Below are 26217 nucleotides of genomic sequence, written 5' to 3'. Positions count from 1 at the left end.
CGCCGTGCAGATCAGGCGCGCTGCGGTCGCCTCGACCGTACGACACCGCCCTTCGCGCGGTCCATGTACCAGTTGTAGAGGTCCCATCGCTCCGACTCGAGTGCGGCGTACAGCTGTCGTGCGCCATCGTCGTCCGAGAGGAGGAGGTAGCGCTCGTCGGCCATGATGGCGCCGACGCCCCGGGAGAACACCTCGTGGTGATCCTGGTCGTCCTCGTCGATCTTCGCGCGCGCATGATCGAGGTACGACTGCATGATCGGCAGATACGCACCGCCGGCAAGGCGCTCCTGCGCCAACGCCTTCGACCTCCGGAAGAACATGGCGAGGCCGCGGGCGAAGTCTCGAGGGAACTGCTCCGTGCGGGGATCATCGGGCTCGGCACCCGTGGAGAACGCGAGTGCGAACCGTTCCGCGAGTGCCCTCGACGACACCTGGAAGCGCAACAGGTCACGTTCGGTTCCGGGAATCGCGAGCGCATAGCCCGCCCGGTACTTCTCAGCGAACGAAGCGCGCGCGGTCCCCCGAGGCGTCGGCTGCCACGAACGCTCGGCCACCCACCCCGTGACGATGGCGGACACGTGGTCCTGGTCGACAGCCCGGGACTCCGCGAGAGCCAGGCTCGTGCGGATGTCGGAGAGGAGCTCCAGGAGCACTTGACCGTCGTGCAGAACCGTGATGTGGATGCTGTGCGGTACGACTGGTGACGTCACGTCGTCAGCGTAGATGATGCAACGGATGCCGCCGCGTGCACCTACTCGGTCGAGTGACGCTCGGCGTACTTCTCGAGTCGGCGGCCCGTCGCGGGCATGCCGAGCTCGTTGTAGGGCCCGCCGACCTCGTGCTCGGGCAACCGCTCGTCGGTCGGGCAGACCAGCACCGTGTTCGGCGTCGAGTGGTCGATGAAGTGCTCGAACATGGGATGCCCGCAGATCGGACACGCCTTGCCGTCGGTCGGCTCGAGCGGCGCCTCTTCCGCTGGAGTCGGCGGGTTGCTGAACACCGGCTCCAGCACCCGGTCGACCTTGTCGAAGAAGTGGGTGAATGCGTTGCCGTCATCTCGGCTCGCGTCGTCACGTGCCATCATGCGCCTGATGGTACGCCCGCTGCGCACCGATCCGCCAGTGCCCGCCTTCGGGTCGATTTCGCGGCATTCGGACCGGCGCCGCCAATAGGCTTGGCACATGACGGATGCCTCAGCCACACGCCAGGTCACGATCATCACGGGTGCGAGTCGCGGAATCGGTGCAGCGATCGCCGAACGTCTCGCCGCCGACGGGCACGACCTCGTGCTGACGTACCGTGAGCGCCGTGACGAGGCCGACGCGATCGCACGTCGGTGCGCGGCATCCGGTGCTCGGGTGCTGCTGCTGCAGGCCGACCTCGCCGACCTCGAGGCAGCGGCGACGGTGGTCCCCGCGGCGGTCGCCGAATTCGGCCGGGTCACCGGCCTCGTCAACAACGCGGGCATCACGGGGCACATCGGGGGCTTCCTCGACGCGAGCATCGACGAGAGCGACGAGCTCTTCCGCGTGAACGTCCTCGCCCCCATCGTGCTCACGCGTGCCGCCGTCGCGCACATGGCGACCGACCGCGGCGGGTCGGGCGGCAGCATCGTGAACATCTCCTCGGGCGCGGCCCGCAGCGGTGCCCCGAACACCTACATCCCCTACGCCATGAGCAAGGCGGCGCTGAACGCGCTCACGACGGGCGCGTCAAAGGAGTTCGGTCCGGTGGGCGTGCGCGTCAACACCGTCTCCCCCGGTACGACGCACACCGAGATCCACGCGGCGGCCGGTCGGCCGAACGCCCCCGAAGAGCGCGCCCCGAACATCCCGATGCGTCGCGCAGGCGAGCCGCACGAGATAGCCGGCGCGGTCGCCTACCTCTTCTCAGCGGATGCCTCGTACACCTCGGGCGCCGACATCCGCGTCGCCGGCGGCAACTGACGAGACCCGGTTCACGCTTCGCCGAAGCCCGACTCCGCGAGTGCCGCCAACGCGTCGACCGCTTCGCGGCCGTTCAGATCCCTGCTGGTGATGTCGACCTGCGCACCCTTGGTGAGGCCGAGCGACATGATGCCGAGCAGGCTCTTGGCGTCGGTGCCGTTCACGGTGACCTTCTGCGGGAATGTGCTCGCGAGCTTCACGAGTTCGGCCGCCGGTCGAGCGTGCAGCCCGTCGGAGTTCACCAGGCGGATGCTCCGGGTGTAGCCCGACGCCGCCGCCGCCGGCGCTGCTGTGCCGGCATCCGCGGCACCCGCACTCGGCCCCGCGGCGGCCCCCGCGGTCGCCGTGGTGGCCGGCCCCCGTGCCGATTCGGCGGCCGCCACGACCACCTCGAGTGCGTCCCCCGCCTCGGCGGCGACTGCAGCGGCGACCCCGCCCTCGACGAGCGGCGCGTCGATGATGCGCACCCGCTCGCGCACCTCGTCGTCGAGGAAGTCGAGGGCCGTCTCGGCCGTGAGGATGGCGGAGCCGAGATCGCACAGCACGACCACGCCCCGGCCCGAATCGGCCTCGGCGATGCCGGCGGTCACGAGATCGAAGCTCGTACCGATGCGGCCGTCGTCGGTGCCGCCCGCGGCGACGAGCGATGCCGTCGGCGCCATCTGCCGCGCCAGTTCGACGAGCCCTGCGGCGATCGCCGCGGAGTGCGAGACGAAGAGCACGCCGACCTTCTCCGGAGTGCCCATGTCAGGCACCCGCTGATGCCGCCGCCGCGTCGGCGGCGGCTCGGAGCAGCAGGGCACTCGACTCGGCCCCCGGATCGCGATGCCCGGCCGAACGTTCGCCGAGATAGCTCGCACGGCCCTTGCGCGCCACGAGCGGCTCGGTGGCGACGGCACCGGCTTCCGCCGCATCGGCGGCCGCGGCGAAGACGCCGGCCGCGTCGACACCTGCTGCTGCAGCGGCGTCCGCTGCGTCGACGGCGGGCGTCCACGCGTCGATCATCGTCTTGTCGCCGGACTCCGCCTTGCCGCGCGTCACGACCCCGTCGCGGGCGGCCGTGAGGATGGCGGCGATCGCCGGGCCGTCGAGCGACACCGCGCTGCCGGCGGCCGCAGCGGCTTTCAGATACGCGGTTCCGTAGAGCGGACCGGCAGCGCCGCCGACCGTCGAGATGAGCGTCGTCGCGACGAGCTTCAGCACATCCCCTGGTGTCGAACCGGCGGCGAGGTCATCGAGCTTCGGCAGCACTGCCTGGAAGCCACGATCCATGTTCTCGCCGTGGTCGCCGTCGCCGATCTCGCGGTCGAGCGTGATCAGCTCGACTCGATGATCCGAGATCACCTGTGCGCTTCGTCTGACCCAGTCCACGGCCCAGGTGATGTCCAATCCCACCGAGATTCCCCCTTCGATCCTTCTTCTACCGGCCCCACCGCAGCGCAGCCGTCTGCACCGGGGCATCCCACAATTCGACCATCTCGTCATCGAGCTTCAGCAACGTGATCGACATGCCCTGCATCTCGAGCGCGGTGATGTGGTTGCCCACGAGCGATCGGGCGATCCCGATGCCGCGCTCCTCGAGCACCTCCGCCGCCCTGCGGTAGGCGAGGTACAACTCGACCTGGGGCGTGCCGCCCATGCCGTTGACGAAGAGCAGGGCGCGTTCGCCGCGCTCGTACGGCAGGTCCTCGAGGATCGGCTCGAGGAGTCGGTCGACGAGACGATCTGCGGGTTCGAGCTTGACACGTTCGCGACCGGGTTCGCCGTGGATGCCGATGCCGATCTCGATCTCGTCCTCGGCGAGCGTGAAGCTGGGCTCGCCGGCGTGCGGCACGATGCAGGGCGTCAGGGCGAGCCCCATCGACCGGGCGTTGGCGTTCACCCGCTCGGCCACCGCGACGACCGCGTCGAGCGAGTCGCCCCGCTCGGCTGCGGCACCGGCGATCTTCTCGACGAGCACCGTGCCGGCGACGCCGCGTCGGCCGGCCGTGTAGAGCGAGTCCTTCACCGCGACGTCGTCATTCGTGATGACGGCCCGAACCTCGATGCCGTCGGCGGCGGCCAGGTCTGCGGCCGTCTCGAAGTTCAGCACGTCGCCCGTGTAGTTCTTCACGATGTGGAGCACACCGGCTCCTCCGTCGACCGCCTTCGTCGCGGCCAGGATCGGGTCGGGCGTCGGCGAGGTGAACACCGCACCCGGCACAGCAGCGTCGAGCATGCCGAAGCCGACGTAGCCGGCATGCAGGGGCTCATGCCCGCTGCCGCCGCCGCTCACGATGCCGACCTTGCCCGCGACCGGCGCATCGGCGCGCACGACGTGGATCGGATCGAACTCCACGCGCACGATATCGGCGTGAGCGAGGCCGAAACCGGCGACCGACTCGTCGACGACCCGCTTGGGATCGTTGATGATTTTCTTCACGACATCCCCTTCCCCTCAGCCAGCGGGCGCCGTGCAGCCGTGCAGCGACGTCGACGCAGCATTCCTCCGCCAACCTACGCCCGAGACGCTGCACACCGTAAGGGGCAGTGCGAAATCTCATCCGCCCCATTCCCCGCAGTTGCCGGTCTGAGTATCGTGGGCAGTGTTCCGCCCCTGGGCGACGCCCTCGGGCTAGCGAAAAGGATGGATGGTCAACGTGGACAATCTCGGAGTGTTGTTCCTCAGCGAGCTCGTCGGCACGGCGATGCTCGTGCTCCTCGGCTGTGGTGTCGTGGCCAACGTGGCCCTCGCCAAGACGAAGGGCTTCAACGGCGGATTCCTCATGGTGACGATCGGCTGGGGCCTCGCGGTCTTCGCCGGTGTCATCGTCTCCTACGCGTCGGGCGCGCACATCAACCCGGCCGTCACCCTCGGTCTCGTCGCCAACGGCGCGACCGAGTTCGGCAACGCCGGGCTCGGCCTCACCGTACCGGTCGATCCCGTGTCCGTGAGCGCCTACATCGGCGCCCAGTTCATCGGAGCGATCATCGGCGCCGTGATCGTCTGGCTCGCCTACAAGCAGCACTTCGACGAAGAACCGCAACCGGCCTCGAAACTCGGCGTCTTCTCGACGGGCCCCGGCATCCGCAACTACGCCTGGAACCTCGTCACCGAGATCATCGGCACCTTCGTGCTGGTGTTCGTCGTGATCGGCTTCGGCGGCGGGCGTCAGGGCGACGGCGGCCTCGCGGCCCTCGGCGCACTGCCCGTGGCGCTGCTCGTGATCGGCATCGGCGTCTCTCTCGGTGGCCCGACCGGCTACGCGATCAACCCGGCCCGTGACCTCGGTCCGCGCATCGCGCACGCCCTCCTGCCGATCCACGGCAAGGGCGGCAGCGACTGGTCCTACTCGTGGGTGCCCGTGATCGGCCCGGTCATCGGCGGACTCCTGGCCGGGTGGCTGGCGATCCCGCTGCTGCCCATCATCACCTGATGAGGTGGGGCCGGCCCGTCGGGCCGGCCCCGCTTCACCCGCGGAACGACCGCCGGCCTCGACCGGCTGAACAGATTGAGAGAAACCGAATGGCCGACTACATCCTCGCGATCGACCAGGGCACGACCTCGTCGCGCGCGATCATCTTCGACAAGCACGGATCGATCATCTCGACCGGGCAGCTCGAGCACGAGCAGATCTTCCCGCAGGCCGGTTGGGTCGAGCACAACGCCACCCAGATCTGGGACAACACGCGCGAGGTGATCGGCCAGGCCCTCAGCAAGGCGAATCTGACGCGACACGACATCGCCGCGGTCGGCATCACGAACCAGCGCGAGACCGCCGTCGTGTGGGACAAGACCACGGGCCGGCCCGTGTACAACGCGATCGTCTGGCAGGACACGCGCACGCAACCGATCGTCGACCGTCTCGCGGCCGACGGCGGCGTCGAGCGGTTCAAGCAGCAGGTCGGCCTGCCGCTGGCGACCTACTTCTCGGGCACGAAGATCGTCTGGATCCTCGAGAACGTGCCCGGCGCGCGCGAGAAGGCCGAGGCCGGCGACCTGCTGTTCGGCACGACCGACACCTGGGTGCTCTGGAACCTCACCGGCGGCGTCGACGGTGGCGTGCACGCGACCGACGTCACGAACGCCAGCCGCACGATGTTCATGGACCTCGAGACCCTCGCCTGGGACGACGAGATCCTCGCCGCCTTCGGGGTGCCGAAGTCGATGCTGCCCGAGATCAAGTCCTCCTCCGAGGTGTACGGCCACGCCCACTCGTCGAGCCTGCTCCGGGAGGTGCCGGTCGCCGGCATCCTCGGCGACCAGCAGGCCGCGACCTTCGGCCAGGCCGCGTTCGATGCGGGCGAGTCGAAGAACACCTACGGCACGGGCAACTTCCTGATCTTCAACACGGGCGAGGAGATCGTCCACTCGAAGAACGGGCTGCTCACCACGCTCGGGTACAAGCTCGGGGACGCCGCCCCCCACTACGCGCTCGAGGGATCCATCGCGGTCACGGGCTCGCTGATCCAGTGGCTCCGCGACAACCTCGGCCTGTTCTCGAGCGCTCCCGAGGTGGAGGCGCTCGCCAAGACCGTGGAGGACAACGGCGGCGCGTACTTCGTGCCCGCGTTCTCCGGCCTGTTCGCGCCGTACTGGCGCCCTGACGCCCGCGGCGCGCTCGTCGGCCTCACGAGGTTCGTGAACAAGGGCCACATCGCCCGCGCAGCCCTCGAGGCGACGGCCTTCCAGACCCGCGAGGTGCTCGAGGCCGTGAACGCCGACTCGGGTGTCGACCTGACCGAACTCAAGGTCGACGGCGGCATGATCGCCAACAACACCCTCATGCAGTTCCAGGCCGACATCCTCGGCGTGCCTGTGGTGCGCCCGGTGGTCGCCGAGACCACGGCACTCGGCGCGGCCTACGCCGCCGGCCTCGCAGTGGGCTTCTGGTCGAGCCTCGACGAACTGCGTGCGAACTGGCAGGAGGATTCGCGCTGGGAGCCGAAGATGGATCCCGCCGAGCGCGACCGTCAGATCCGGCTCTGGAAGAAGGCCGTCACGAAGACGTTCGATTGGGTGGACGCCGACGTGAAGTGACGTTCTGTGCTCGCTGAGCCTGTCGAAGCGGGAAGGCCGCTTCGACAGGCTCAGGGCGCAGGAGTCATCAGGACTTCGTGGCCGCGATCCACTGCTCGAGCTTGCGTGCGGCCGCACCACTGTCGATCGCGGCCTCGGCGACGGCGATCTTCTCGGTGAACCGGTCGAGGATGGCGCGCTGGAACTGGCTCGGGTCCTTCGCCAGCTCGAACGAGACGAGACCGGCCGCGGCGTTCAGCACGACGATGTCGCGAACCGGACCGCGGGCGCCCGCGAGCACGTCGTGCACGACGGCGGCGTTGTGCTGCGCGTCACCGCCCGCGAGCTGATCGATCGTGGCGCGCGCGATGCCGAGGTCGCGCGGATCGAGGTCGTGCTCCTTGACGGTGCCGAGCGAGACCTCCCAGACGTGGCTGTGGCCGGTGGTCGTGAGCTCGTCGAGGCCGTCGTCGCCACGGAAGACGAGTGCGGTCGCGCCGCGGGTCTGGAAGACGCCGACGATGAGCGGCACCCGGTCGAGCTGCGCCACGCCGACAGCGGATGCCTCGGGGCGGGCCGGGTTCACGAGCGGGCCGAGGAAGTTGAAGACGGTCGGCACGCCGAGCTCGGAGCGCACACGGCCGGCGTGACGGAACCCGGGGTGGAAGGCCGCCGCGTAGGCGAAGGTGATGCCGGCCTCGCCGAGCACGTCGGCGACCCGCTCTGCGGGCAGCTCGAGGTCGAGTCCAAGTGCGGCGAGCACGTCCGACGAGCCCGACGACGAACTCGCGGCACGATTGCCGTGCTTGATCACCGGCACACCGGATGCCGCGGCGACGATCGAGGCCATCGTCGAGACGTTGACCGTGCCGAAACGATCACCGCCGGTGCCGACGATGTCGAGCGCCATCGGATCGACCGGCAGGGCGACCGCATGGTCGAGGATCGCGTCGCGGAAGCCGACGATCTCGTCGACGGTCTCCCCCTTCACACGCAGTGCGATGAGGAATCCGGCCAGCTGGGCCTCGCTGATCGCGCCCGTCATGACCTGTTCCATGCACCACGCGGCATCCGAAACGCTCAGATCGGACCCCTCGAGAAGGGAATTCAAGATGTCTGGCCAGTTCTGTCCTGCGGGCATGCGTCGATCCTATCTGCGGGATTCACGGCGGATTCGCGGCCTTCGCACAGCGCAACTTAGGTTTGCCTAACTCGAAGAGAGCGACACGACTCCCCCGGATGACGAAAACTCAGGCCTCGTTTCAGCCATAATGGGATGGTGACGAGCACCTCAATCACTTATCAGGCGAGCGCGCCCCTGATCAAACGACCGAACACCGTAGCGGTGGGAACGATCGTCTGGCTCGGCAGCGAGGTCATGTTCTTCGCGGGACTCTTCGCGATCTACTTCACGCTGCGGTCGACATCACCCGAGCTGTGGTCCTTCGAGGCCGGCAGGCTGAACGTGCCGTTCGCGGCGGTGAACACGCTGATCCTCGTGCTGTCGTCGGTCACGTGCCAGTTCGGCGTCTTCGCGGCCGAGCGACTTCAGCCCTACGCGACCGGATGGAAGCCGACCCAATGGGGCGTGGTGGAGTGGTTCTTCCTCACCTACGCCATGGGCGGCGTCTTCGTCGCGGGCCAGGTCTGGGAGTACGCGACGCTGGTGTCCGAGGGCATCGCGCTCGACTCCAACGCCTACGGATCGGCCTTCTACCTCACGACGGGCTTCCACGCCCTGCACGTCACCGGTGGCCTGATCGCGTTCCTCTTCGTCATCGGCCGCGTCTTCGCGGTCAAGAACTTCGGTCACCGCGAGGCGACCAGCGCGATCGCCGTCTCGTACTACTGGCACTTCGTCGACGTGGTCTGGATCGGACTGTTCTTCGTCATCTACGTCCTCAAGTAACTCGCATCAGGAGCGTCACCACAGCATGCCCGTGAACAGGAAGATACCCATGACTCGCCAGAAGCGACGCACCGGACGCCGGCACCCGCTCGCCACCGTCGCGCTCCTCGCGCTCGGCCTCGTCTTCACCGGTGGTGCATACGCTGCGCTGAGCAGCGGCACCATCGCGCAGGCCGAAGTGGACCCGAACTCGCAGCAGACCATCGAAGAGGGCAAGAAGCTCTTCCAGGCCAACTGCGCCACGTGCCACGGGCTCTCCGCCGAGGGCACCGACGAGGGACCGAGCCTCATCGGCGTCGGTGCGGCAGCGGTCGACTTCCAGGTCGGCACCGGCCGCATGCCGATGCAGATGCAGGGCCCCCAGGCGCAAGTGAAGCCTCCGCAGTTCACCGACGAGCAGGTCAAGCAGCTCGCGTACTACGTCGCCTCGCTCGGCCCCGGCCCCGACATCCCCAGCGACCACCTCGTCAACGGCGGTGGCGACGCAGCGAACGGCGCGGAGCTCTTCCGTATCAACTGCGCGATGTGCCACAACGTGGCCGGCGCCGGCGGTGCGCTCACCGAGGGCAAGTTCGCTCCCCCGCTGACGGATGTCTCGGGCGTGCACATCTACGAGGCCATGGTCACCGGCCCGCAGAACATGCCGGTCTTCAACGACCTGAACATCTCGCCGGAAGACAAGCGCGACGTCATCACGTACCTCAAGTACGTCCAGGACAACCGCTCGCCCGGCGGCATCGAACTCGGCTCCCTCGGGCCGGTCGCAGAGGGTCTGTTCATCTGGATCTTCGGTCTCGGCGCGATCGTCGCGATCACCGTGTGGATCACGGCGAAGTCCAACTAGCGCACGCCCCGGCACAGTAGTAGCTGAAGAAGGAGAACCATGGCACAGGACGACCACAGCGGCGCAGAGCTCGCCGCTGCCGACTCGTCGCACGCCGCGCACGACACTGCCGTCTCGCCGGGTACCGCGGTCATCGCGGCCGACTCGTTCGAGAACCCCGGCTTCCCGCCGCACCGACCCCGGGTCACCGACGAGAACCCCAAGCGAGAGAAGCGTGCCCAGCGCACCGTCTACACGCTGTTCTACCTGTCGATCCTCGGAAGCGTCTGGGCGATCGCTGCGTACATGCTGTTTCCGATCGAGTCCAACGACGTCGGTGCGGTCCGCCTGAACAACATGTTCTTCGGCCTCGGCGCCACGCTGGCCCTGCTCGCCATCGGCTTCGGCGTGGTGCACTGGGGCAAGGCGATCATGGCCGACGTCGAACTCGTCGACGAGCGTCACCCGATCGGCGGCTCCCCCGAGACGCAGGCCGCAGCCGTCAAGGTGTTCGCCGACGCCGACCGCGAGTCGGGCTTCACCCGTCGCGCTGCGATCCGCAACAGCCTCATCGGTGCGCTGCTCGTCTTCCCGCTGCCCGCCATCGTGCTCTTCCGCGGGTTCGCACCGCAGGATCAGATGCCCGTCGAGCTGCTCAGCCACACCATGTGGAAGAAGGGCACGCGCCTCGCGCTCGACCCGTCGGGCGTGCCGATCAAGGCCGCAGACGTCACCATCGGCAGCGCCTTCCACGTCATCCCCGAGGGCCTGCAGGACCTCGAGCACGGCAAGCTCGAAGAGAAGGCCAAGGCAGCGGTGCTGCTCATGCGCCTCGAGCCGAGCGAGCTCAACGAGGCTCCCGGCAAGGAGAACTGGTCGTACGAGGGCATCGTCGCGTACTCCAAGATCTGCACGCACGTCGGATGCCCCGTGGCCCTCTACGAGCAGCACACGCATCACCTGCTGTGCCCGTGCCACCAGTCGCAGTTCGACGTCGCCAACCACTGCGAGGTCATCTTCGGCCCGGCAGCGCGTCCCCTGCCTCAGCTTGCGATCGCCGTTGACGACGAGGGCTACCTCATCGCGCAGCACGACTTCACCGAACCCGTCGGCCCGAGCTTCTGGGAGCGCAATTGACCACCGCACCGTCCGCAACCGCGCCGCAGAAGCGGTCGTTCACGTCAGCTGCGTCCGTGTACGTCAACGAGCGCACGAGCATCGCGGGATTCGTCAAGGAACTCGGCCGTAAGGCCTTCCCCGACCACTGGTCGTTCCTGCTCGGCGAGGTCGCGCTCTTCAGCTTCGTCGTCGTGCTCATCTCGGGCACGTTCCTGACGTTCTTCTTCCAGGCGTCGATGGTCGAGGTGCACTACGACGGCTCGTACGTGCCCCTCAAGGGCGTCGAGATGTCGGTCGCCATGGCGTCGACGCTCGACATCTCGTTCGACATCCGCGGCGGCCTGTTCGTGCGCCAGATGCACCACTGGGCTGCGCTGCTCTTCGTCGCCGCCATCGGCCTGCACATGCTGCGCATCTTCTTCACCGGTGCGTTCCGCAAGCCGCGCGAGCTGAACTGGGTGATCGGCTTCATCCTCTTCATCCTCGCGATGGCCGAGGGCTTCACCGGCTACTCGCTCCCCGACGACCTGCTCTCGGGCAACGGTCTCCGCATCATCGACGGCATGGTCAAGGGCATCCCGCTCATCGGCACGTGGACCTCGTTCCTGCTCTTCGGTGGCGAGTTCCCCGGCACGCAGATCGTCGGGCGCCTCTACACGCTGCACATCCTGCTGCTGCCGGCCCTCGTCGTCGCGCTCGTCGCGCTCCACCTCGTGTTCGTCGTGGTGCACAAGCACACGCAGTACGCAGGACCGGGCAAGACGCAGCAGAACGCGGTCGGCCCGCCCATCCTCCCGATCTACGCGGCGAAGGCCGGTGGGTTCTTCTTCATCGTCTTCGGTGTGCTCGCGCTCATCGCCTCGATGTTCACGATCAACCCGATCTGGAACTACGGCCCCTACGACCCCTCCCCCGTCTCCGCCGGTACCCAGCCCGACTGGTACATCGGCTTCGCCGACGGCGCCCTGCGACTGATCCCGCCGGGCTGGGAGTTCGTCTGGCTCGACCGCACGTGGTCGTTCAACATCCTCGTGCCGCTGATCGTGATCGGCATCTTCATCGTGACCGTGCTGATCTACCCGTTCATCGAGGCCTGGGTCAAGGGCGACAAGCGCGAGCACCACATCGCCGACCGTCCCCGCAACGCTCCGACCCGCACGGCGATCGGTGCAGCCGGTGTCACGTTCTACGCCGGCCTCTGGGCGGCTGCGAGCTCCGACATCCTGGCGACGCACTTCTCGCTCACCATGGAAGGCGTCATCCACGCACTCCAGGCGGTCGTCATCGTCGGCCCGTTCATCGCCTACTTCATCGCGAAGCGCGTCTGCATCGCGCTGCAGAAGAAGGACCGCGAGATCGTGCTGCACGGCTACGAATCCGGGCGCATCGTGAAGCTGCCCGGCGGCGAGTTCATCGAGGTGCACCAGCCCCTCGATGAGTACGACCGCTGGAGGCTCGTCAGCTTCGAGAGCTACGCGCCGCTCATGATCCGTCCGAACGCGCGCGGCAAGATCACGGTCGGGCAGCGTTTGCGCGCATCGTTCTCGCGTTGGTTCTTCGAAGACCGCATCGCGCCGGTCACGAAGGGCGAGCTCGAGTCCGGCCACGACACCCACCACTGACGATCCCGTCAGACGGATTCGGGCACCGCACCATGTCGATCGATTCGACCTGGCTGCGGTGCCCGAACTGCTTTCAGGACCTCGAACCGGTCACCGACCGCGTGCTCGGCTGCTCTGCCGGTCACCGATTCGATCTGGCCAAGCACGGCAGCGTCACGCTACTCCCGCCGAAAGCGCCTCGCACTGCCGGCGACGACCGCCAGATGCTCGAGGCGCGATCGCAACTCCTCGAGTCGGGTGCCTACGCGCCGATCGTCGACGCACTCGCCGCATCTGTGCGCGGCGAGACGGATCGGGGCGAACCGGGCGCTCCTCCGTCGGCGCCGAGCGCAGATCCCAGTGAGCGGCTCGGCCCGAGGATCGCGGATCTCGGCTGCGGTACCGGCTACTACGCCCGGGGACTGTCGGCGTCGGTGGACGGCGCCTCGGTCCTCCTCGCCGACCGGTCGCCGACCGCGGTCCGAATGGCCATGCGCGGCGTTCCCGAGTCGACCGGTGTCGTGCTCGATCTCTGGCGACCGCTCCCTCTCCGCGATGCCAGCGCCGACCTCGCCATCAACGTCTTCGCCCCGCGTAATCCCCCCGAGTTCGCGCGCATCGTGCGCACGGGCGGGCTCCTGATCGTCGTCGTACCGACGGCCGAGCACTTCCTGGAGCTTCGGCGCCTGGGGGCGGCACTCGACGTCCCCGAGGGCAAGGCCGAGCTGGTCACGGCTCAATTCACGGCCGCGGGTTTCACGCCCAGCCGAACGACCAGGGTCGAGTATCCCCTCGTCACCGACGCCGCGACGCGCGAGCTGCTGGTCGACATGGGCCCCGCTGCCCATCATCGTTCGCACGCAACAGGCGCCGAGGCATCCGGCGACCTCTCGGTAACCGTCTCGGTCGACGTCGTCACGTTCGTCCGCAGATCACCGCAGACGCAGACGCAGACGATCGATCCGGCCCCGACGCCGGAATGACACGCCGGCCGGCCGGCCGATCGAGTGCTTGCAAGAGCGGGCAGCTCACGAGACCCTACTCTGGGGGCACCTGAAGCGCTCTGGGGCCACCGCGAAGCAGAGGAGGGCCCTGTGGGCAAGGTGGTCATGTACAGCTCAGTATCGGTCGACGGCTTCATCGCCGACGAGAACGACCAGCCCGGGTCGCTGTTCGACTGGTTGCTCAGCGGTGACGTGCCGTTGGACGAGAGCGGCGCGTTGAAGGTGTCACAGGCGTCCTTCGACTACACCCGGACGTACTGGGACCAGATCGGAGCGACGGTTGTCGGCCGCCACGTCTTCGACCTGACGGAAGGGTGGGGCGGGAAGCCTCCGAGCGGCATCGACCACGTGGTCGTCGCGACGCACCGGCCGCAGCCCGAGGGTTGGGATCCCGAGGCGCCGTTCCACTTCATCGACGGCATCGAAGCAGCCGTGGCCACAGCGCAGGAGCTCGCGGGTGACCGCATCGTCGAGGTCGCTGCCGGCGACGTCGGTGGCCAGGCGCTTGCCGCCGGCCTGGTCGACGAGGTGCGCATGGACGTCGTACCCGTCGTGTTCGGCTCTGGAAAGCGCTATTTCGGGTCGGTCGACGCGCAGCACCTGCTTGAGGAACCCGATGTGGTGATTCAGGGCAACCGGGTGCTCCACCTGCGCTATCGGGTGCGCCGCTCGGAGTAGTGCCGTCCCTCAGCCCGTGTTCCGCCGGCAACGGTGGAGAACGACGAACGGCCCCGTGCGCGATGCGCACGGGGCCGTTCGATCAGCCTGCTGAGATCAGCGGGCGAAGTTGCCGCGGTAGTACTCGTAGACCCAGCCGACGAGGGCGATCACGCCGAGCCCGACGGCGATGAACGAGATCCAGAACCCGACCGCAAGCCCGAGGAACATCAGTGCCGCAGCGCCGGCGAGCACGATGGGCCACCAGCTCCACGGGCTGAAGAACCCGAGCTCCGCGTCGCCGTCGTCGATGTTCGCGTCGAGGCGGTCTTCGGGCAGCTCGGCACCCTGGGCCTTGTGCACCCGGCCGAGGTAGAACGCGATGAACGCGCTCAGCACGGCCGTCAGCGTGATCGCGACCGTGCCGGCCCACTCGGGGTGATTGAGGCCGTGCGCCGAGTTGTCGGCCCAGCTCCAGCCGATGTAGACGCCGGCGACGATCGCGAGGAATACCGTCAGGATCCAGAAGAGGTTGACGTTGGCGCGCATTACTTGATCTCCTCCGAAGCGGCGTCATACGTGGGCGACTGCGGTGCGTCCTTCGCCGGACCGATGCCGATCGGGATGCCGGCCTCGGGGTGGTTGAGGTCGAACGCAGGACGCTCCGAACGGATACGCGGAATCGACGTGAAGTTGTGGCGCGGCGGCGGGCAGCTGGTCGCCCACTCGAGCGATCCGCCGTAGCCCCACGGGTCGTTGACGGTGACCTTCGGCGCACGACGAGCCGTGATGTACACGTTCAGGAAGAACGGGATCATCGAGATCGCCAGGATGCCGGCGCCGATCGTCGACAGCTGGTTCATCCACGTGATGTTGTCTTCGGGCAGGTACGAGTAGTACCGGCGGGGCATCGCCACGACTCCGAGCCAGTGCTGGATGAGGAACGTGGTGTGGAAGCCGATGAAGAGCAGCCAGAAGTGCCACTTGCCGAGCGTCTCGTTCAGCATCTTGCCGGTCCACTTCGGCCACCAGAAGTAGAAGCCGGCGAACATCGCGAAGACGACGGTGCCGAACACCACGTAGTGGAAGTGGGCGACGACGAAGTACGTGTCGGACACGTGGAAGTCGAGGGGCGGCGAGGCGAGGATGACACCCGTGAGGCCACCGAACACGAAGGTGATGAGGAAGCCGAGCGACCAGATCAGCGGCGTCTCGAACGTGATCGAGCCCCGCCACATCGTGCCGATCCAGTTGAAGATCTTCACACCCGTCGGCACTGCGATGAGCATCGTCATGAGTGCGAAGAACGGCAGCAGCACGGAGCCGGTGACGTACATGTGGTGAGCCCACACCGTGACCGAGAGCGCCGCGATCGCGATGGTCGCGTAGATCAGGGTCTTGTATCCGAAGATCGGCTTGCGGCTGAACACCGGGAAGATCTCGGACACGATGCCGAAGAACGGCAGCGCGATGATGTAGACCTCGGGGTGGCCGAAGAACCAGAAGAGGTGCTGCCACAGGATGACGCCGCCGTTGGCGGGGTCGAACACATGGGCACCGAAGATGCGGTCGGCGGCTGCGGCGAGGATCGCCGCGGCGAGCACCGGGAACGCCATGAGCACGAGGATCGAGGTCACGAGGGTGTTCCACGTGAAGATCGGCATGCGGAACATGGTCATGCCGGGCGCGCGCATCGTGATGATCGTGGTGATGAAGTTCACCGCGCCGAGGATCGTGCCGAAACCGGAGAGGCCGAGTCCGAGCATCCAGAGGTTTCCGCCGACACCTGGCGAGAACGTCGTCGATGCGAGCGGCTGATATGCGAACCATCCGAACGACGCAGCACCCTGGGGGGTGAAGAAGCCGGCGACCGCGATCAGCGAACCGAAGTTGAAGAGCCAGTACGCGAACGCGTTCAGACGCGGGAACGCCACGTCGGGGGCGCCGATCTGCAGCGGCATGAGCACGTTGGCGAAGCCCGCGAACAACGGGGTCGCGAACATGAGCAGCATGATCGTGCCGTGCATCGTGAAGAGCTGGTTGTACTGCTCACGCGTCTGGATGATCTCGAGGCCCGGCTCGAAGAGCTGCGCCCGGATGATCAGCGCCATGACGCCGCCGATGCAGAAGTAGATGAACGCGGTGATCAGGTACATGTACCCGATGACCTTGTGGTCGGTGGACGTGATCCACTTGACGAGGATGTTGCCCTTGCGTTCGACCTTGGAAGCGCCGAACGGAAGCGTGCTCGCGGAGGGGCGAGCCGGTGCGGTCGTGGTGCTCATCGCGGCTTAGTGCTCCTCTTTCAATTCGGGCGCGCCCGTACCGGGCAGGTTCTGGTTGCGGTCGTACTCGTTCGACAGCTGGCCCTCCTGGCCGGCGTCGCGAAGCGACTCGATGTAGTCGTCGTACTCGTCCTGCGAGACGACCTCGACGTTGAAGAGCATGAGCGAGTGGTATTCACCGCAGAGCTCGGCGCACTTGCCCGCGTACGTGCCTTCGCGCTCGGGCACGAACGACATGTAGTTGGTCTTGCCGGGGTACATGTCCTTCTTGTAGAGGAAGTCCACGACCCAGAACGAGTGGATGACGTCGCGCGATTCGAGCTCGATCTCGACGTTGGCACCGACGGGCAGGTAGAGGGTCGGCAGTTCCTCCTGCACGAGCGAGCCCTTGGGGCCCTCTTCGGAGAGCTGGCCCTGGATGCCGGGCGAGTACACGTCTTCCTTGACGTAGTTGAAGTCCCACGCCCACTGCTTGGCGATGACCTCGACCTTGACGTCGATGTCCTGCTCGGCGAAGCGCTCCTCGATGGCCGCCTGATCGCGTGCGGTGAAGGCGAAGAAGCCCAGCACGAGGATCAGCGGGATGATCGTGTAGAAGACCTCGATCGGCATGTTGTATCGCAGCTGCACCGGGAGGCCGGTCTGGCCCTTGCGGCGGCGGTAGGCGATGACGGCCCAGATCGTCAGACCCCAGGTGATGACACCCACGATCAGCAGCACGATCCACGAGGTGACCCAGAGGCCTGAGACACGCTCGGTGTGGTTCGTTACCGGCGCCTCACCCTCGACGAATCCGGGGAGGAATCCGTTCAACTGGGCCTGCGTGCACCCTGCGAGGACGAGACTGAGCGACGCTGCGATCGGGATTGCAGCCCATCGGAGACGGCGGTTGTTGCGCACCGGTGACCTTTCGGGAGACTCGAAGGCGCTTCACAGTGAAGCGCGGTGATCGGTGTCTAGCCTACTCCGACTCGACCCCCGGGGTGTGCACTCAGGCGCGGTGTCGGGCGCGTCGGGCCGCTGATTTCCTGCACGATCGGCGAAAACACAGAAGGGAGGCCGCTTTCGCGACCTCCCTTCGGAGCTGATCAGGATGCCTCAGTGGAACGAGTCACCGCACGCGCAGCTGCCTTCTGCGTTCGGATTGTCGATCGTGAAGCCCTGCTTCTGGATCGTGTCCTCGAAGTCGATCGATGCACCATCGAGGTACGGCACGCTCATCTTGTCGACGACGACCTCGACGCCCTCGTAGTCGACGACGGCGTCGCCGTCGAGGAGGCGCTCGTCGAAGTAGAGCTGGTAGATGAGGCCCGAGCAGCCGCCGGGCTGCACCGCGACGCGCAGGCGGAGGTCGTCGCGACCCTCCTGCTCGAGGAGGCTTCGCACCTTGTCGGCGGCGGGGTCGCTCAGCTTCACGCCGTGCGCGGTCTCGGTGATCGTGTCGCTCATGTCTCTCCTCGGTGCGTCAGGGAACGCGGAACCTACTTCCATGGTAACCGCAGGAACGGCGGCCGGGGTCGGCCGGCTCTCAGGAATCCTCGCTCCGCGCGTCGAGACGGGCGAGGAAGACGGCCTCGCTCAGCAGCGCACGCTGGAAGACGCCGAGGTGCAGCGACTCGTTGGGGCTGTGTGCGCGCGAGTCGGGGTCCTCGACACCGGTCACGAGGATCTGCGCGGCGGGGAACTCGGCGACGAGCTCGGCGATGAACGGGATCGAACCGCCGACGCCGATCTCGACGGGCTCCTTGCCCCAGGCCTCGGCCATCGCCGCGTTCGACTCGGCGACCGCCCAGCCCGAAGTGTCGACGAGGAACGGATTGCCGAGTTCGATCGCGTCGAACTCGAGCTTCGCGCCGAACGGTGCGCGTGCTTCGAGGTGGGAGCGGATCGCGTCGAGGGCGTCGACATCGCGCTGGCCCGGCGCGACGCGGGCGCTCACGCGCACGGCGACGCTCGGCACGAGCGTGTTCGAGGCGTTCGCCACCGAGGGCGCGTCGATGCCCGTGACGGTGATCGCCGGCTGCGCCCAGATGCGCGAGAGGATCTCGCCGCGCCCGATCGGGGTGACGCCGTCGAGGAGGCCGGTCTCCGCCCGGAGCTGCGTCTCGTCGTAGGCCGGCGTCGCGAGGTCGGCCGAGGTCAGCCCCTCCACCGCTACCGAACCGTCGGCATCGTGAAGGGTCGCGAGCAGCTGGATCGCAGCGAGCATGGCGTCGGGCACCGCTCCCCCGAACATGCCCGAGTGCGAGGCGTGGCCGAGCGTCGACACCCGCATGCGGAAGGCCACTGCCCCGCGGAGCGCGACGGTCAGCGCGGGCGTCTCGAGGTCCCAGTTGCCCGAGTCGGCGACGACGATCGCGTCGGCCTCGAGCAGCTCGCGGTTCTCGTGCAGGAAGTTGGCGAACGAGAGCGAGCCCGACTCCTCCTCGCCCTCGATGAAGAGCGCGATGCCGAGGTCGAAGTCGGTGCCGAGTACCTCGGTGAGTGCACGGATGGCGCCGATGTGCGCCATCACTCCGGCCTTGTCGTCGGCGGCGCCGCGGCCGTACAGGCGGTCTCCGCGGAGCGTCGGCTCGAACGGCGACGACTCCCAGTCGGCGTCCTCACCGGGCGGCTGCACGTCGTGGTGCGCGTAGAGGAGGACCGTCGGCCGCCCGTTGCGCGCAGCACGGCGCGCCACGACGGCCGGCTTGCCGAGCGGGGCATCCGTGCCCTCGCCGTCGCCGATCGCAGCGCGACGGATCTCGACGAGGTCGAAGACGCCGAGCCCGCGAACGAGCTCGGCGACCGCCTCGGCGCTCGCCTCGACATGCGCGTCGTCGAACGCCGCCCACGACACCGAGGGGATCTTCACCAACCGCGTGAGATCGGCGATGGTGGTGGGGAATGCGGCTTCGACGGCACTGCGCAGCGCGTCGCTCGTGGACGAGGGGTCGGAAGTTCCGCCGACGGCGGGATGAGACTCGGTCATGCCGGTAATCTTAAGGGGAACCGATTCGAGGAATCCCGTGGCCAAGAACCCGAACAACACCGAAGAACCGAGCGCCGAGACGCTCGAAGAGACCCAGGCTCGTCTGAAGGCCGGCAAGGGTGCGCCCACGCCGAGCCGGGCGCAGCAGGAGGCGGCGCGGAAGCGCCCGCTCGTGCCGAACGACCGCAAGGAGGCGGCGAAGCAGGCCCGCGCCAAGGCGGCGGAGTCGCGCGAGCGGGCCCGCATCGGCATGGCGGTCGGCGACGAGCGCTACCTGCCCGCCCGCGACCGCGGCCCCCAGAAGAAGTACGTTCGCGACTACGTCGACGCACGGTTCAGCATCGGCGAGGTGCTCATCCCCGTGATGTTCGCCGTCATCCTGCTGACGTTCGTGCCCAGTGCCCAGGTGCAGTCCATCGGCATCCTCGCGCTCTGGTCGTTCTTCCTCATCGCGGTGATCGATGTCATCGTGCTCGGCTTCATCCTCACGAAGAAGCTCGCTGCGAAGTTCGGCGCCGACAAGGTCGAGCGCGTGCGCTGGTACGCCGCGATGCGCGCACTGCAGCTGCGCCCGCTGCGCCTGCCGAAGCCGCAGGTCAAGCGCTGGAACTACCCCGAGTGATCCCGATGCCTCGGGCGGCGCCGTCGCCGTCCGGGGCGTTCGCAGCGCTCTGCAGCATCAGTCGCGGCCGAACGCTCCCCCGCGGATGAGCGGCACCCGGGTCTCCTCGTCGCTGAGCGACCCGTGCTGGCCGATCATGGCCTCGGCCTGACGGTTCGGCTCCCTGCGGTCGTAGTACGCGATGCCGGCCCGCGCCGCGATGATGACGTCGCCGATGCGATCGCGCACGTCGCCCGCGACCTCGCCGTAGAGTCCGGCGTCGATCGCCTCGTCGCGGCTCACGACCCACGAGCGGTGCCCCTCGGCGGCGCGCCATCCCTCGACGAGGGCGGTGCGAGCGGATGCCTCGAGCCCGGGTTCGAAGTACAGCGCCACGCATCGCGGCTCTCCGCCGACGTGACGCACTCCGACGAGCAGTTCGGGCCGGTCGTCGATGAAGACGTGGCGGTGCGCGGGCACGTCGACCACGCCGTGGTCGGCGGTGACGAGGAGGCCGGCGCCACGTGGCATCCGTCGTTCGAACGCCGCCAGTTCGGCGTCGAGCATCTCGAGCTGGCCGAGCCACTTGTCGGACTCCCAGCCGTGCGCGTGCGCGGCCTGATCGAGTTCGGGCACATACAGGTAGACGACCGCGCGCTCGCCCGTCGCGAGGATGCGGTCGGCTTCCGCGAAGCGGTCGGCGACGGTTGCCCCCGGTCGGTACTCGGCTCCGCGGAGCACCGCACGGGTGAAGCCCGAGTCGGAGTATCGGGCGGCTCCGATCGCGTAGCTCGGGATGCCGGCCTCGCGCATCGTCTCGAAGAGCGTGGGCAGCCGTTGCCAGGTCTCGGGCGGCATGCCCGCGTCCCATCCGCTCAGCTGGTTGACGACGCGGTCGTGCGCCGCGTCGAGCACGCGGTATCCGACGAGACCGTGCTCGCCAGGGGGTCGGCCCGTCGCGAACGTCGCGATCGCGGCCGCCGTCGTCGACGGAAACACGGTGCGGAGCACGTCGCGCTTCGCCATGCGGGAGGCGAGGAACCTGGCGTGCCCGGCCCGCGCCTGGATGTTCGAGGCGCCGAGGCCGTCGACGAGCACGACGACGACGGCCGTCGCCCGGGGAAGGCCGAGATCGTTCGGAAGGCCCTGAACGGCCGACATCGAACTGCCGAGCACCCCGGCAAGGCGCGGAGCGGTGTCGGCGGGCACCGGTAGCATGGCAGACATCGCGCCCAGTCTGGCACAGGCCGGGCGCGCCCCTGTTTCCCGCGTGCATGCCACGCCCGCCCCAGAGACGACGGATGACCCGAGCAAAGAATCAGCCCGCTGAAGAACCGATCGTCGAGCGCATCGAAGACGTCGACGTCGCCGCTGAGATGCAGGGCTCGTTCCTCGAGTACGCGTATTCCGTCATCTACTCGCGAGCGCTTCCCGACGCCCGCGACGGCCTGAAGCCCGTGCAGCGGCGCATCCTCTACCAGATGACCGAGATGGGCCTGCGGCCCGATCGCGGCCATGTGAAGTCGGCGCGCGTCGTCGGCGAGGTCATGGGGAAGCTCCACCCGCATGGCGACACCGCCATCTACGACACGCTCGTGCGCATGGCGCAGGCGTTCACCCTGCGCGTGCCGCTCATCGACGGTCACGGCAACTTCGGCTCACTCGACGACGGCCCCGCGGCATCGCGCTACACCGAGGCCCGCCTCGCCTCCCCCGCGCTGGCGATGACCGAGGGACTCGACGAGAACGTCGTCGACTTCGTGCCGAACTACGACAACCAGCTGACCCAGCCCGAGGTGCTCCCCGCCGCGTACCCGAACCTGCTCGTCAACGGCGCGAGCGGCATCGCGGTCGGCATGGCGACCAACATGGCGCCGCACAACCTCATCGAGGTCGTCGGCGCCGCGCGGCACCTCATCGCGCACCCGAACGCCACGCTCGACGAGCTCATGGAGTACGTGCCGGGCCCCGACCTGCCCACGGGCGGCACCATCGTGGGCCTCTCGGGCATCCGAGACGCCTACGCCACCGGTCGCGGCAGCTTCAAGACGCGTGCCAAGGTCAGCGTCGAGTCGATCACCGCCCGCAAGACCGGCCTCGTCGTCACCGAGCTGCCCTACCTCGTCGGCCCCGAGAAGGTCATCGAGAAGATCAAAGACGGCGTCAACGCCAAGAAGATCAACGGCATCTCCGACGTCACCGACCTCACCGACCGCACCAACGGGCTGCGACTCGTCATCGGCATCAAGACGGGCTTCAGCCCAGAGGCCGTGCTCGAACAGCTCTACCGGCTCACGCCGCTCGAGGACTCGTTCAACATCAACAACGTCGCACTCGTCGACGGCGGCCCCCAGACCCTGGGCCTGCGCGAGCTCCTCCAGGTCTACGTGGCGCACCGCATCTCGGTCGTCACTCGCCGCTCCGAGTACCGGCTCGCCCGACGGCGCGAACGCCTGCACCTCGTCGACGGCCTGCTCATCGCGATCCTCGACATCGACGAGGTCATCCAGCTCATCCGCGGCAGCGACGACACCGCCGCCGCGCGCGCCCGCCTGATCGAGGTCTTCGACCTCAGCCAGGTGCAGGCCGACTACATCCTCGAACTGCAGCTGCGCCGGCTCACGAAGTTCTCGCGCATCGAGCTCGAGGCCGAGCGCGACACGCTTCGCGCCGAGATCGCCGAGCTCGAGGCGCTGCTCTCGAGCCGCCACCGCATCGAGGCCCTCGTCTCCGACGAGCTCGCCGAGATCGCCGAGCGCTTCGGCACTCCTCGCCGCACCCTGCTCACCGACGCCCGACCGAGCATCGCCGGCGCCGCCGCCAAGCGCGCCGCCGCGATCCTCGAGGTCGCCGACGTGCCCTGCCGGGTCTTCCTCTCGGCCACCGGGCGCATCGCACGCGTAGACCTGCCCATCGGCGACGAGGGCGCGCCCGTCATCACCGTGCCCGCCCGTCGCAGCAAGCACGACGCGATCCGCTCGACGCTCGACACGACGAGCCGGGCCGAGATCGGCGCCGTGACGAGCCTCGGCCGGCTCATCCGCTTCACTCCGGTCGACCTCCCGATGCTGCCGCCGACCTCGGTGCAGCTCGGCGCCGGCGTCAAGATCGGCGACTACCTCGCGCTGCCGAACCGCGACGAGAAGGTGCTCGCGATCGTCTCGCTCGACGCCGATCGATCGATCGCGCTCGGCACGAAGCAGGGTGTGGTCAAGCGCGTCGCCACCGGCGCCTACCCGAATAAGCCCGAGTTCGAGGTGATCGGGCTGAAGGCCGGCGACGAGGTCGTCGGAGCCGTGCAGGGCGATGAGACCGACGAGCTCGTGTTCGTGGCGAGCGATGCGCAGCTGCTTCGGTTCCCCGCTGCGACGGTGCGCCCCCAGGGCTGCCCCGCCGGCGGCATGGCCGGCATCAACCTCGGCAGCGGCGCGCACGTCGTGCACTTCACGAGCATCGCCGCAGACGACGTACCCGATGCGGTCGTCGTCACGATCGCGGCGACGACCGACACCCTGCTCGGCACCGACCCCGGCAGCGCCAAGGTCAGCGAGTTCGCCGAGTTTCCGGCGAAGGGCCGCGCGACCGGCGGTGTGCGTGCACAGCGCTTCCTGAAGGGCGAAGACGCGCTGCACCTCGCCTGGGTCGGCCGCTCCCCCGCCCTCGCCGTCGGACCCGATGGCACGGCTCGCACACTGCCTGACAGCGGCGCCAAGCGCGACGCCTCGGGCCAGCCGCTCGAGGCCGTCGTCGGCGCGATCGGCACGCGCATCGGCTGACCGCGTTCGTCCGGGGTTGACGCGGGCACGGTCGAGGAGCATATTCGGCCGTGCCGGCCGATGCACCTCGTACCTCGCTCGCGCCGGCTCTCGGGCGAACGGAAGGCTCCTCATGGCGCGCGCGTCATTGCACGACATCGCCGGCACCGTGCTGGAACCGGGTGACGACGGCTACGACGAGGCCCGCACGGTCTGGAACGGCATGGTCGACCGGCATCCGCGTCACATCGTGCGCTGCGCCGACGCGACCGACGTCGCCACGGCGATCCGGTTCAGCACCCGGAACGACCTCGAGATCGGCGTGCGCTGCGGCGGGCACGGCATCGTCGGGCACGCGGTCGCCGACGACGGTCTCATGATCGATCTCCGGCCCATGGGCGATGTGCGGGTCGATGCGCTCGGGCGTCGCGCGCGGGTGCAGGGAGGCGCCCTCCTCGGCGCCCTCGATCGGGCAGCACAGCAGCACGGCCTCGCAACGACGGCGGGGAACGTCTCGCACACCGGCGTCGGCGGGCTCACCCTCGGTGGCGGCATGGGCTGGCTCGCGAGGCGGCTCGGGCTCGCCTGCGACAACGTGCTCGCGTTCGAGCTCGTCACGGCCGATGGGGAGCTGCTGCGGGTCGACCGCGACTCCCACAGCGAACTCGACTGGGCGCTTCGCGGTGGGGGCGGAAACTTCGGCGTCGTCACCGCGTTCGAGTTCGCACTGCACCCTGAACCCGGCGACGCGATCGCCGTCGAGTTCCACTTTCCGATCGAGGATGTCGCGGACACTGACGCGGCCGCAGCTGCGATGCGCGCCTGGCGCGACCTCAGCATCGACGCGCCACGCGCATCGACCTTCACCGCGACGATCTCAGGCGGAACGGTTGCGCTCGGGTTCGTGTGGGTCGGCGATCCGCTCGACGCCCGTGCACGCATCGCCGAGCTCGAGCAGCGCCTCGACCAGGCGGCCGAGCCCGCCGCCAGATCGGTCGACCCGCTCAGCTACCTGCAGTTGCAGACACGGGAAGACGACGTCGAGGGTCACGCATGGCGTCGGTACTGGAAGGGCCACTACTTCCGGGAGCTCGGCGATGACCTGATCGATGCGCTCCTCGATCGCGATGACGAACTTGCGCCCGACGTGAGTCTGCAGGCATACGGCGGCGCGATCGCAGATGTTCCCGGCGACGCCACCGCCTTCTCGAGGCGTGACACGGCGTTCGAGTTCGTGGCAGCCTCCCGCTGGCGCTCGCCCGACGAGGATGCGTCGCGGATGGCGGTCGCTCGCCGATACGCGAGCACGATGGACGGCTACGCCAGCGGCGCCTACGTCAACGTGCTCGGCGACGATGGAGACGTGGGGCTCCGGCGTGCGTACCCGACCGAGCAGCTCGCACGATTGACCGCCGTCAAGGACGCGTACGATCCCGGCAACGTCTTCCACCTGAACCAGAACATCCGACCGACCGCCGGTCGCGCCTGACGCGCGGAACACCCGGAAATCCTTGACACGCACGATTCGCGCAGGCTAATTTTGTGCCCACTTCGGGGGACAGGCAATGACGCCCGTCCACAGGCAACGACGCCCGTTCCATGGACCCGAAGCCGCTCGCCGACCAGGCGAACGGAGATCGCTCATTTCAGAAGGAGCACACTGCATGAGAATCACGAGAACACTCGCGCTCGCCGCCACCGCGGCGGCCGCGCTCGCTGTCGGCACGGCAATCCCGGCCGCCGGCGCAACCACGCTCGATGACACCGACGTTCCCTCCTACCAGGAGTTCGCGGCATCGACCTACCGAGACGTCGACGGCAGCTACATCGTCAACGGTGACGAGGTGATCTCGGACAAGGGCGACCTGAAGAAGTTCTACGACCTGCTCGTCGGTCCCGAGACGCCGACCGACGGGCTCATCGTCAACACGGTCAACGGCGCCGACGACAAGTGGTCGGCCTCGCAGGTCGGCAACCTCACCTATTGCGTCAGCACGAAGTTCGGCACGCGTCACGCCGACGTCGTCAACGCGATGGCGGGCGGCGCAGCCCTCTGGGAGGCCGCGTCATCGAAGATCAACTTCGTGTACGTGAGCAGCGCAGACGGACAGTGCACGACGCGCAACAAGTCGGTGCTGTTCTCGGTCGAGCCGGTGCAGACCTCGCAGTACATCGCTCGAGCCTTCTTCCCGAGCTCGCCCGACCGTCAGCAGAACGTGCTCATCGACGACTCGATCTGGAGCTCGGGCTCCTGGACGCCGGCCAACATCCTCGGTCATGAACTCGGCCACACCCTCGGGTTCCGGCACGAGCACACGCGCCCCGAATCGGGCACGTGCTTCGAAGACAACAACTGGCGTCCGCTGACGCCGTACGACTCGTCATCGATCATGCACTACCCGCAGTGCAACGGTTCGTCCGACGATCTGTCGATGACGAACTCCGACCGCACGGGGGCCGTCGCCCTCTACGGCAACTGAGTCGCCGCTCTCGTCAGAGCGCAGTCAGGGTCCGCTGGGCTCGGTCGTATTCGACCGGGCCCAGCGG

General features: G+C 68.1%; 25 protein-coding genes. 13 read left to right on the top strand and 12 right to left on the bottom strand.

What is annotated here, in order from left to right; genetic code table 11:
* Window positions 1–11 precede the first annotated feature (11 nt).
* Together BJY17_RS03180 and BJY17_RS03175 are read right to left on the bottom strand one after the other, a co-directional pair.
* Window positions 12–710: a hypothetical protein gene (locus BJY17_RS03180; RefSeq protein WP_179550095.1), complete on the bottom strand. Its 699-nt coding sequence runs from the start codon at window positions 708–710 to the stop codon at window positions 12–14.
* Between the two features lie 41 nt (window positions 711–751).
* Window positions 752–1084 carry a hypothetical protein gene (locus BJY17_RS03175; RefSeq protein ID WP_179550094.1) on the bottom strand — a complete coding sequence of 111 codons (333 nt, stop codon included), beginning with the start codon at window positions 1082–1084 and terminating at the stop codon, window positions 752–754.
* 97 nt (window positions 1085–1181) lie between these two features.
* Here BJY17_RS03175 and BJY17_RS03170 point away from each other — a divergent pair, with 97 nt between their 5' ends.
* Window positions 1182–1946, top strand: coding sequence for an SDR family NAD(P)-dependent oxidoreductase (locus BJY17_RS03170; RefSeq protein WP_179550093.1), 765 nt, complete (start codon window positions 1182–1184; stop codon window positions 1944–1946).
* A gap of 11 nt (window positions 1947–1957) precedes the next feature.
* On the opposite strand, the gene dhaM is transcribed toward BJY17_RS03170, so the two are convergent.
* The 3 genes from dhaM to dhaK are packed head-to-tail and all read right to left on the bottom strand — an operon-like array spanning window position 1958 to window position 4368.
* Window positions 1958–2692 (bottom strand): dihydroxyacetone kinase phosphoryl donor subunit DhaM, encoded by a 735-nt coding sequence (dhaM, locus tag BJY17_RS03165; protein WP_179550092.1) that lies wholly within the window; start codon window positions 2690–2692, stop codon window positions 1958–1960.
* A 1-nt stretch (window position 2693) separates the two neighbouring features.
* Window positions 2694–3341: a dihydroxyacetone kinase subunit DhaL gene (dhaL, locus tag BJY17_RS03160; protein WP_179550091.1), complete on the bottom strand. Its 648-nt coding sequence runs from the start codon at window positions 3339–3341 to the stop codon at window positions 2694–2696.
* A 25-nt stretch (window positions 3342–3366) separates the two neighbouring features.
* Entirely contained in the window at window positions 3367–4368 is a 1002-nt protein-coding gene (gene dhaK, locus BJY17_RS03155) for a dihydroxyacetone kinase subunit DhaK (protein WP_179550090.1), read from the bottom strand.
* A 208-nt stretch (window positions 4369–4576) separates the two neighbouring features.
* Here dhaK and BJY17_RS03150 point away from each other — a divergent pair, with 208 nt between their 5' ends.
* Complete coding sequence (locus BJY17_RS03150; RefSeq protein WP_179550089.1) at window positions 4577–5362, top strand: MIP/aquaporin family protein; 786 nt, start codon at window positions 4577–4579, stop codon at window positions 5360–5362.
* Between the two features lie 89 nt (window positions 5363–5451).
* Window positions 5452–6966, top strand: coding sequence for a glycerol kinase GlpK (gene glpK, locus BJY17_RS03145; RefSeq protein ID WP_179550088.1), 1515 nt, complete (start codon window positions 5452–5454; stop codon window positions 6964–6966).
* A gap of 67 nt (window positions 6967–7033) precedes the next feature.
* On the opposite strand, the gene trpD is transcribed toward glpK, so the two are convergent.
* Window positions 7034–8086 (bottom strand): anthranilate phosphoribosyltransferase, encoded by a 1053-nt coding sequence (trpD, locus tag BJY17_RS03140; RefSeq protein ID WP_179550087.1) that lies wholly within the window; start codon window positions 8084–8086, stop codon window positions 7034–7036.
* Between the two features lie 135 nt (window positions 8087–8221).
* Between trpD and ctaE the strand changes: the two genes are divergently transcribed.
* From ctaE to BJY17_RS03110, 6 genes are all read left to right on the top strand, one after another.
* Complete coding sequence (ctaE, locus tag BJY17_RS03135) at window positions 8222–8854, top strand: aa3-type cytochrome oxidase subunit III (protein WP_056008750.1); 633 nt, start codon at window positions 8222–8224, stop codon at window positions 8852–8854.
* Between the two features lie 49 nt (window positions 8855–8903).
* Window positions 8904–9698, top strand: a complete 795-nt coding sequence (gene qcrC, locus BJY17_RS03130) for a cytochrome bc1 complex diheme cytochrome c subunit (protein WP_179550086.1) — start codon at window positions 8904–8906, stop codon at window positions 9696–9698.
* A gap of 39 nt (window positions 9699–9737) precedes the next feature.
* Window positions 9738–10814, top strand: coding sequence for a cytochrome bc1 complex Rieske iron-sulfur subunit (qcrA, locus tag BJY17_RS03125; protein ID WP_179550085.1), 1077 nt, complete (start codon window positions 9738–9740; stop codon window positions 10812–10814).
* Window positions 10811–12418 carry a cytochrome bc1 complex cytochrome b subunit gene (gene qcrB / locus BJY17_RS03120; RefSeq protein WP_179550084.1) on the top strand — a complete coding sequence of 536 codons (1608 nt, stop codon included), beginning with the start codon at window positions 10811–10813 and terminating at the stop codon, window positions 12416–12418. The genes qcrA and qcrB overlap by 4 nt, the downstream gene beginning before the upstream one ends.
* 32 nt (window positions 12419–12450) lie before the next feature.
* Entirely contained in the window at window positions 12451–13380 is a 930-nt protein-coding gene (locus BJY17_RS03115) for a putative RNA methyltransferase (protein ID WP_179550083.1), read from the top strand.
* Between the two features lie 111 nt (window positions 13381–13491).
* Entirely contained in the window at window positions 13492–14079 is a 588-nt protein-coding gene (locus tag BJY17_RS03110; RefSeq protein WP_179550082.1) for a dihydrofolate reductase family protein, read from the top strand.
* Window positions 14080–14175: 96 nt separating this feature from the next.
* Here BJY17_RS03110 and BJY17_RS03105 read toward each other — a convergent pair whose 3' ends face one another.
* The 5 genes from BJY17_RS03105 to BJY17_RS03085 all read right to left on the bottom strand — a co-directional run bounded on the left by BJY17_RS03105 (window position 14176) and on the right by BJY17_RS03085 (window position 19314).
* Window positions 14176–14607 (bottom strand): cytochrome c oxidase subunit 4, encoded by a 432-nt coding sequence (locus BJY17_RS03105; protein ID WP_179550081.1) that lies wholly within the window; start codon window positions 14605–14607, stop codon window positions 14176–14178.
* Complete coding sequence (gene ctaD / locus BJY17_RS03100) at window positions 14607–16343, bottom strand: aa3-type cytochrome oxidase subunit I (RefSeq protein WP_179550080.1); 1737 nt, start codon at window positions 16341–16343, stop codon at window positions 14607–14609. The genes BJY17_RS03105 and ctaD overlap by 1 nt, the downstream gene beginning before the upstream one ends.
* Window positions 16344–16349: 6 nt before the next feature.
* On the bottom strand, window positions 16350–17243 hold the full coding sequence (gene ctaC, locus BJY17_RS03095) for an aa3-type cytochrome oxidase subunit II (protein WP_179550079.1): 894 nt from the start codon (window positions 17241–17243) through the stop codon (window positions 16350–16352).
* A gap of 198 nt (window positions 17244–17441) precedes the next feature.
* Window positions 17442–17792 (bottom strand): iron-sulfur cluster insertion protein ErpA, encoded by a 351-nt coding sequence (gene erpA / locus BJY17_RS03090; protein WP_074259126.1) that lies wholly within the window; start codon window positions 17790–17792, stop codon window positions 17442–17444.
* Between the two features lie 79 nt (window positions 17793–17871).
* Entirely contained in the window at window positions 17872–19314 is a 1443-nt protein-coding gene (locus tag BJY17_RS03085) for a dipeptidase (protein ID WP_179550078.1), read from the bottom strand.
* Window positions 19315–19351: 37 nt separating this feature from the next.
* Here BJY17_RS03085 and BJY17_RS03080 point away from each other — a divergent pair, with 37 nt between their 5' ends.
* Entirely contained in the window at window positions 19352–19936 is a 585-nt protein-coding gene (locus BJY17_RS03080; protein WP_322789729.1) for a DUF3043 domain-containing protein, read from the top strand.
* Window positions 19937–19993: 57 nt separating this feature from the next.
* Here BJY17_RS03080 and BJY17_RS03075 read toward each other — a convergent pair whose 3' ends face one another.
* On the bottom strand, window positions 19994–21142 hold the full coding sequence (locus BJY17_RS03075) for an alkaline phosphatase family protein (protein WP_179550076.1): 1149 nt from the start codon (window positions 21140–21142) through the stop codon (window positions 19994–19996).
* Between the two features lie 74 nt (window positions 21143–21216).
* Here BJY17_RS03075 and BJY17_RS03070 point away from each other — a divergent pair, with 74 nt between their 5' ends.
* The 3 genes from BJY17_RS03070 to BJY17_RS03060 all read left to right on the top strand — a co-directional run bounded on the left by BJY17_RS03070 (window position 21217) and on the right by BJY17_RS03060 (window position 26150).
* Window positions 21217–23691: a DNA gyrase/topoisomerase IV subunit A gene (locus BJY17_RS03070; RefSeq protein ID WP_179550075.1), complete on the top strand. Its 2475-nt coding sequence runs from the start codon at window positions 21217–21219 to the stop codon at window positions 23689–23691.
* A gap of 112 nt (window positions 23692–23803) precedes the next feature.
* Window positions 23804–25159 carry an FAD-binding oxidoreductase gene (locus tag BJY17_RS03065; protein ID WP_179550074.1) on the top strand — a complete coding sequence of 452 codons (1356 nt, stop codon included), beginning with the start codon at window positions 23804–23806 and terminating at the stop codon, window positions 25157–25159.
* Window positions 25160–25334: 175 nt separating this feature from the next.
* On the top strand, window positions 25335–26150 hold the full coding sequence (locus tag BJY17_RS03060) for a M57 family metalloprotease (protein ID WP_179550073.1): 816 nt from the start codon (window positions 25335–25337) through the stop codon (window positions 26148–26150).
* Window positions 26151–26217 lie beyond the last annotated feature (67 nt).

Source organism: Agromyces hippuratus, from assembly GCF_013410355.1.
GTDB lineage: Bacteria > Actinomycetota > Actinomycetes > Actinomycetales > Microbacteriaceae > Agromyces > Agromyces hippuratus.
The sequence above is the reverse complement of the archived record's forward strand: the minus strand, read 5'-3'. Positions and strand labels throughout refer to the sequence as shown.

Coding starts and splice junctions, on each gene's coding strand:
- BJY17_RS03175 (WP_179550094.1), bottom strand. CDS start 1,084: ATGATGGCACGTGACGACGCGAGCCGAGATGACGGCAACGCATTCACC.
- BJY17_RS03170 (WP_179550093.1), top strand. CDS start 1,182: ATGACGGATGCCTCAGCCACACGCCAGGTCACGATCATCACGGGTGCG.
- dhaM (WP_179550092.1), bottom strand. CDS start 2,692: ATGGGCACTCCGGAGAAGGTCGGCGTGCTCTTCGTCTCGCACTCCGCG.
- BJY17_RS03150 (WP_179550089.1), top strand. CDS start 4,577: ATGGTCAACGTGGACAATCTCGGAGTGTTGTTCCTCAGCGAGCTCGTC.
- glpK (WP_179550088.1), top strand. CDS start 5,452: ATGGCCGACTACATCCTCGCGATCGACCAGGGCACGACCTCGTCGCGC.
- trpD (WP_179550087.1), bottom strand. CDS start 8,086: ATGCCCGCAGGACAGAACTGGCCAGACATCTTGAATTCCCTTCTCGAG.
- ctaE (WP_056008750.1), top strand. CDS start 8,222: ATGGTGACGAGCACCTCAATCACTTATCAGGCGAGCGCGCCCCTGATC.
- qcrC (WP_179550086.1), top strand. CDS start 8,904: ATGACTCGCCAGAAGCGACGCACCGGACGCCGGCACCCGCTCGCCACC.
- qcrA (WP_179550085.1), top strand. CDS start 9,738: ATGGCACAGGACGACCACAGCGGCGCAGAGCTCGCCGCTGCCGACTCG.
- BJY17_RS03115 (WP_179550083.1), top strand. CDS start 12,451: ATGTCGATCGATTCGACCTGGCTGCGGTGCCCGAACTGCTTTCAGGAC.
- BJY17_RS03105 (WP_179550081.1), bottom strand. CDS start 14,607: ATGCGCGCCAACGTCAACCTCTTCTGGATCCTGACGGTATTCCTCGCG.
- ctaD (WP_179550080.1), bottom strand. CDS start 16,343: ATGAGCACCACGACCGCACCGGCTCGCCCCTCCGCGAGCACGCTTCCG.
- erpA (WP_074259126.1), bottom strand. CDS start 17,792: ATGAGCGACACGATCACCGAGACCGCGCACGGCGTGAAGCTGAGCGAC.
- BJY17_RS03085 (WP_179550078.1), bottom strand. CDS start 19,314: ATGACCGAGTCTCATCCCGCCGTCGGCGGAACTTCCGACCCCTCGTCC.
- BJY17_RS03075 (WP_179550076.1), bottom strand. CDS start 21,142: ATGTCTGCCATGCTACCGGTGCCCGCCGACACCGCTCCGCGCCTTGCC.
- BJY17_RS03070 (WP_179550075.1), top strand. CDS start 21,217: ATGACCCGAGCAAAGAATCAGCCCGCTGAAGAACCGATCGTCGAGCGC.
- BJY17_RS03065 (WP_179550074.1), top strand. CDS start 23,804: ATGGCGCGCGCGTCATTGCACGACATCGCCGGCACCGTGCTGGAACCG.
- BJY17_RS03060 (WP_179550073.1), top strand. CDS start 25,335: ATGAGAATCACGAGAACACTCGCGCTCGCCGCCACCGCGGCGGCCGCG.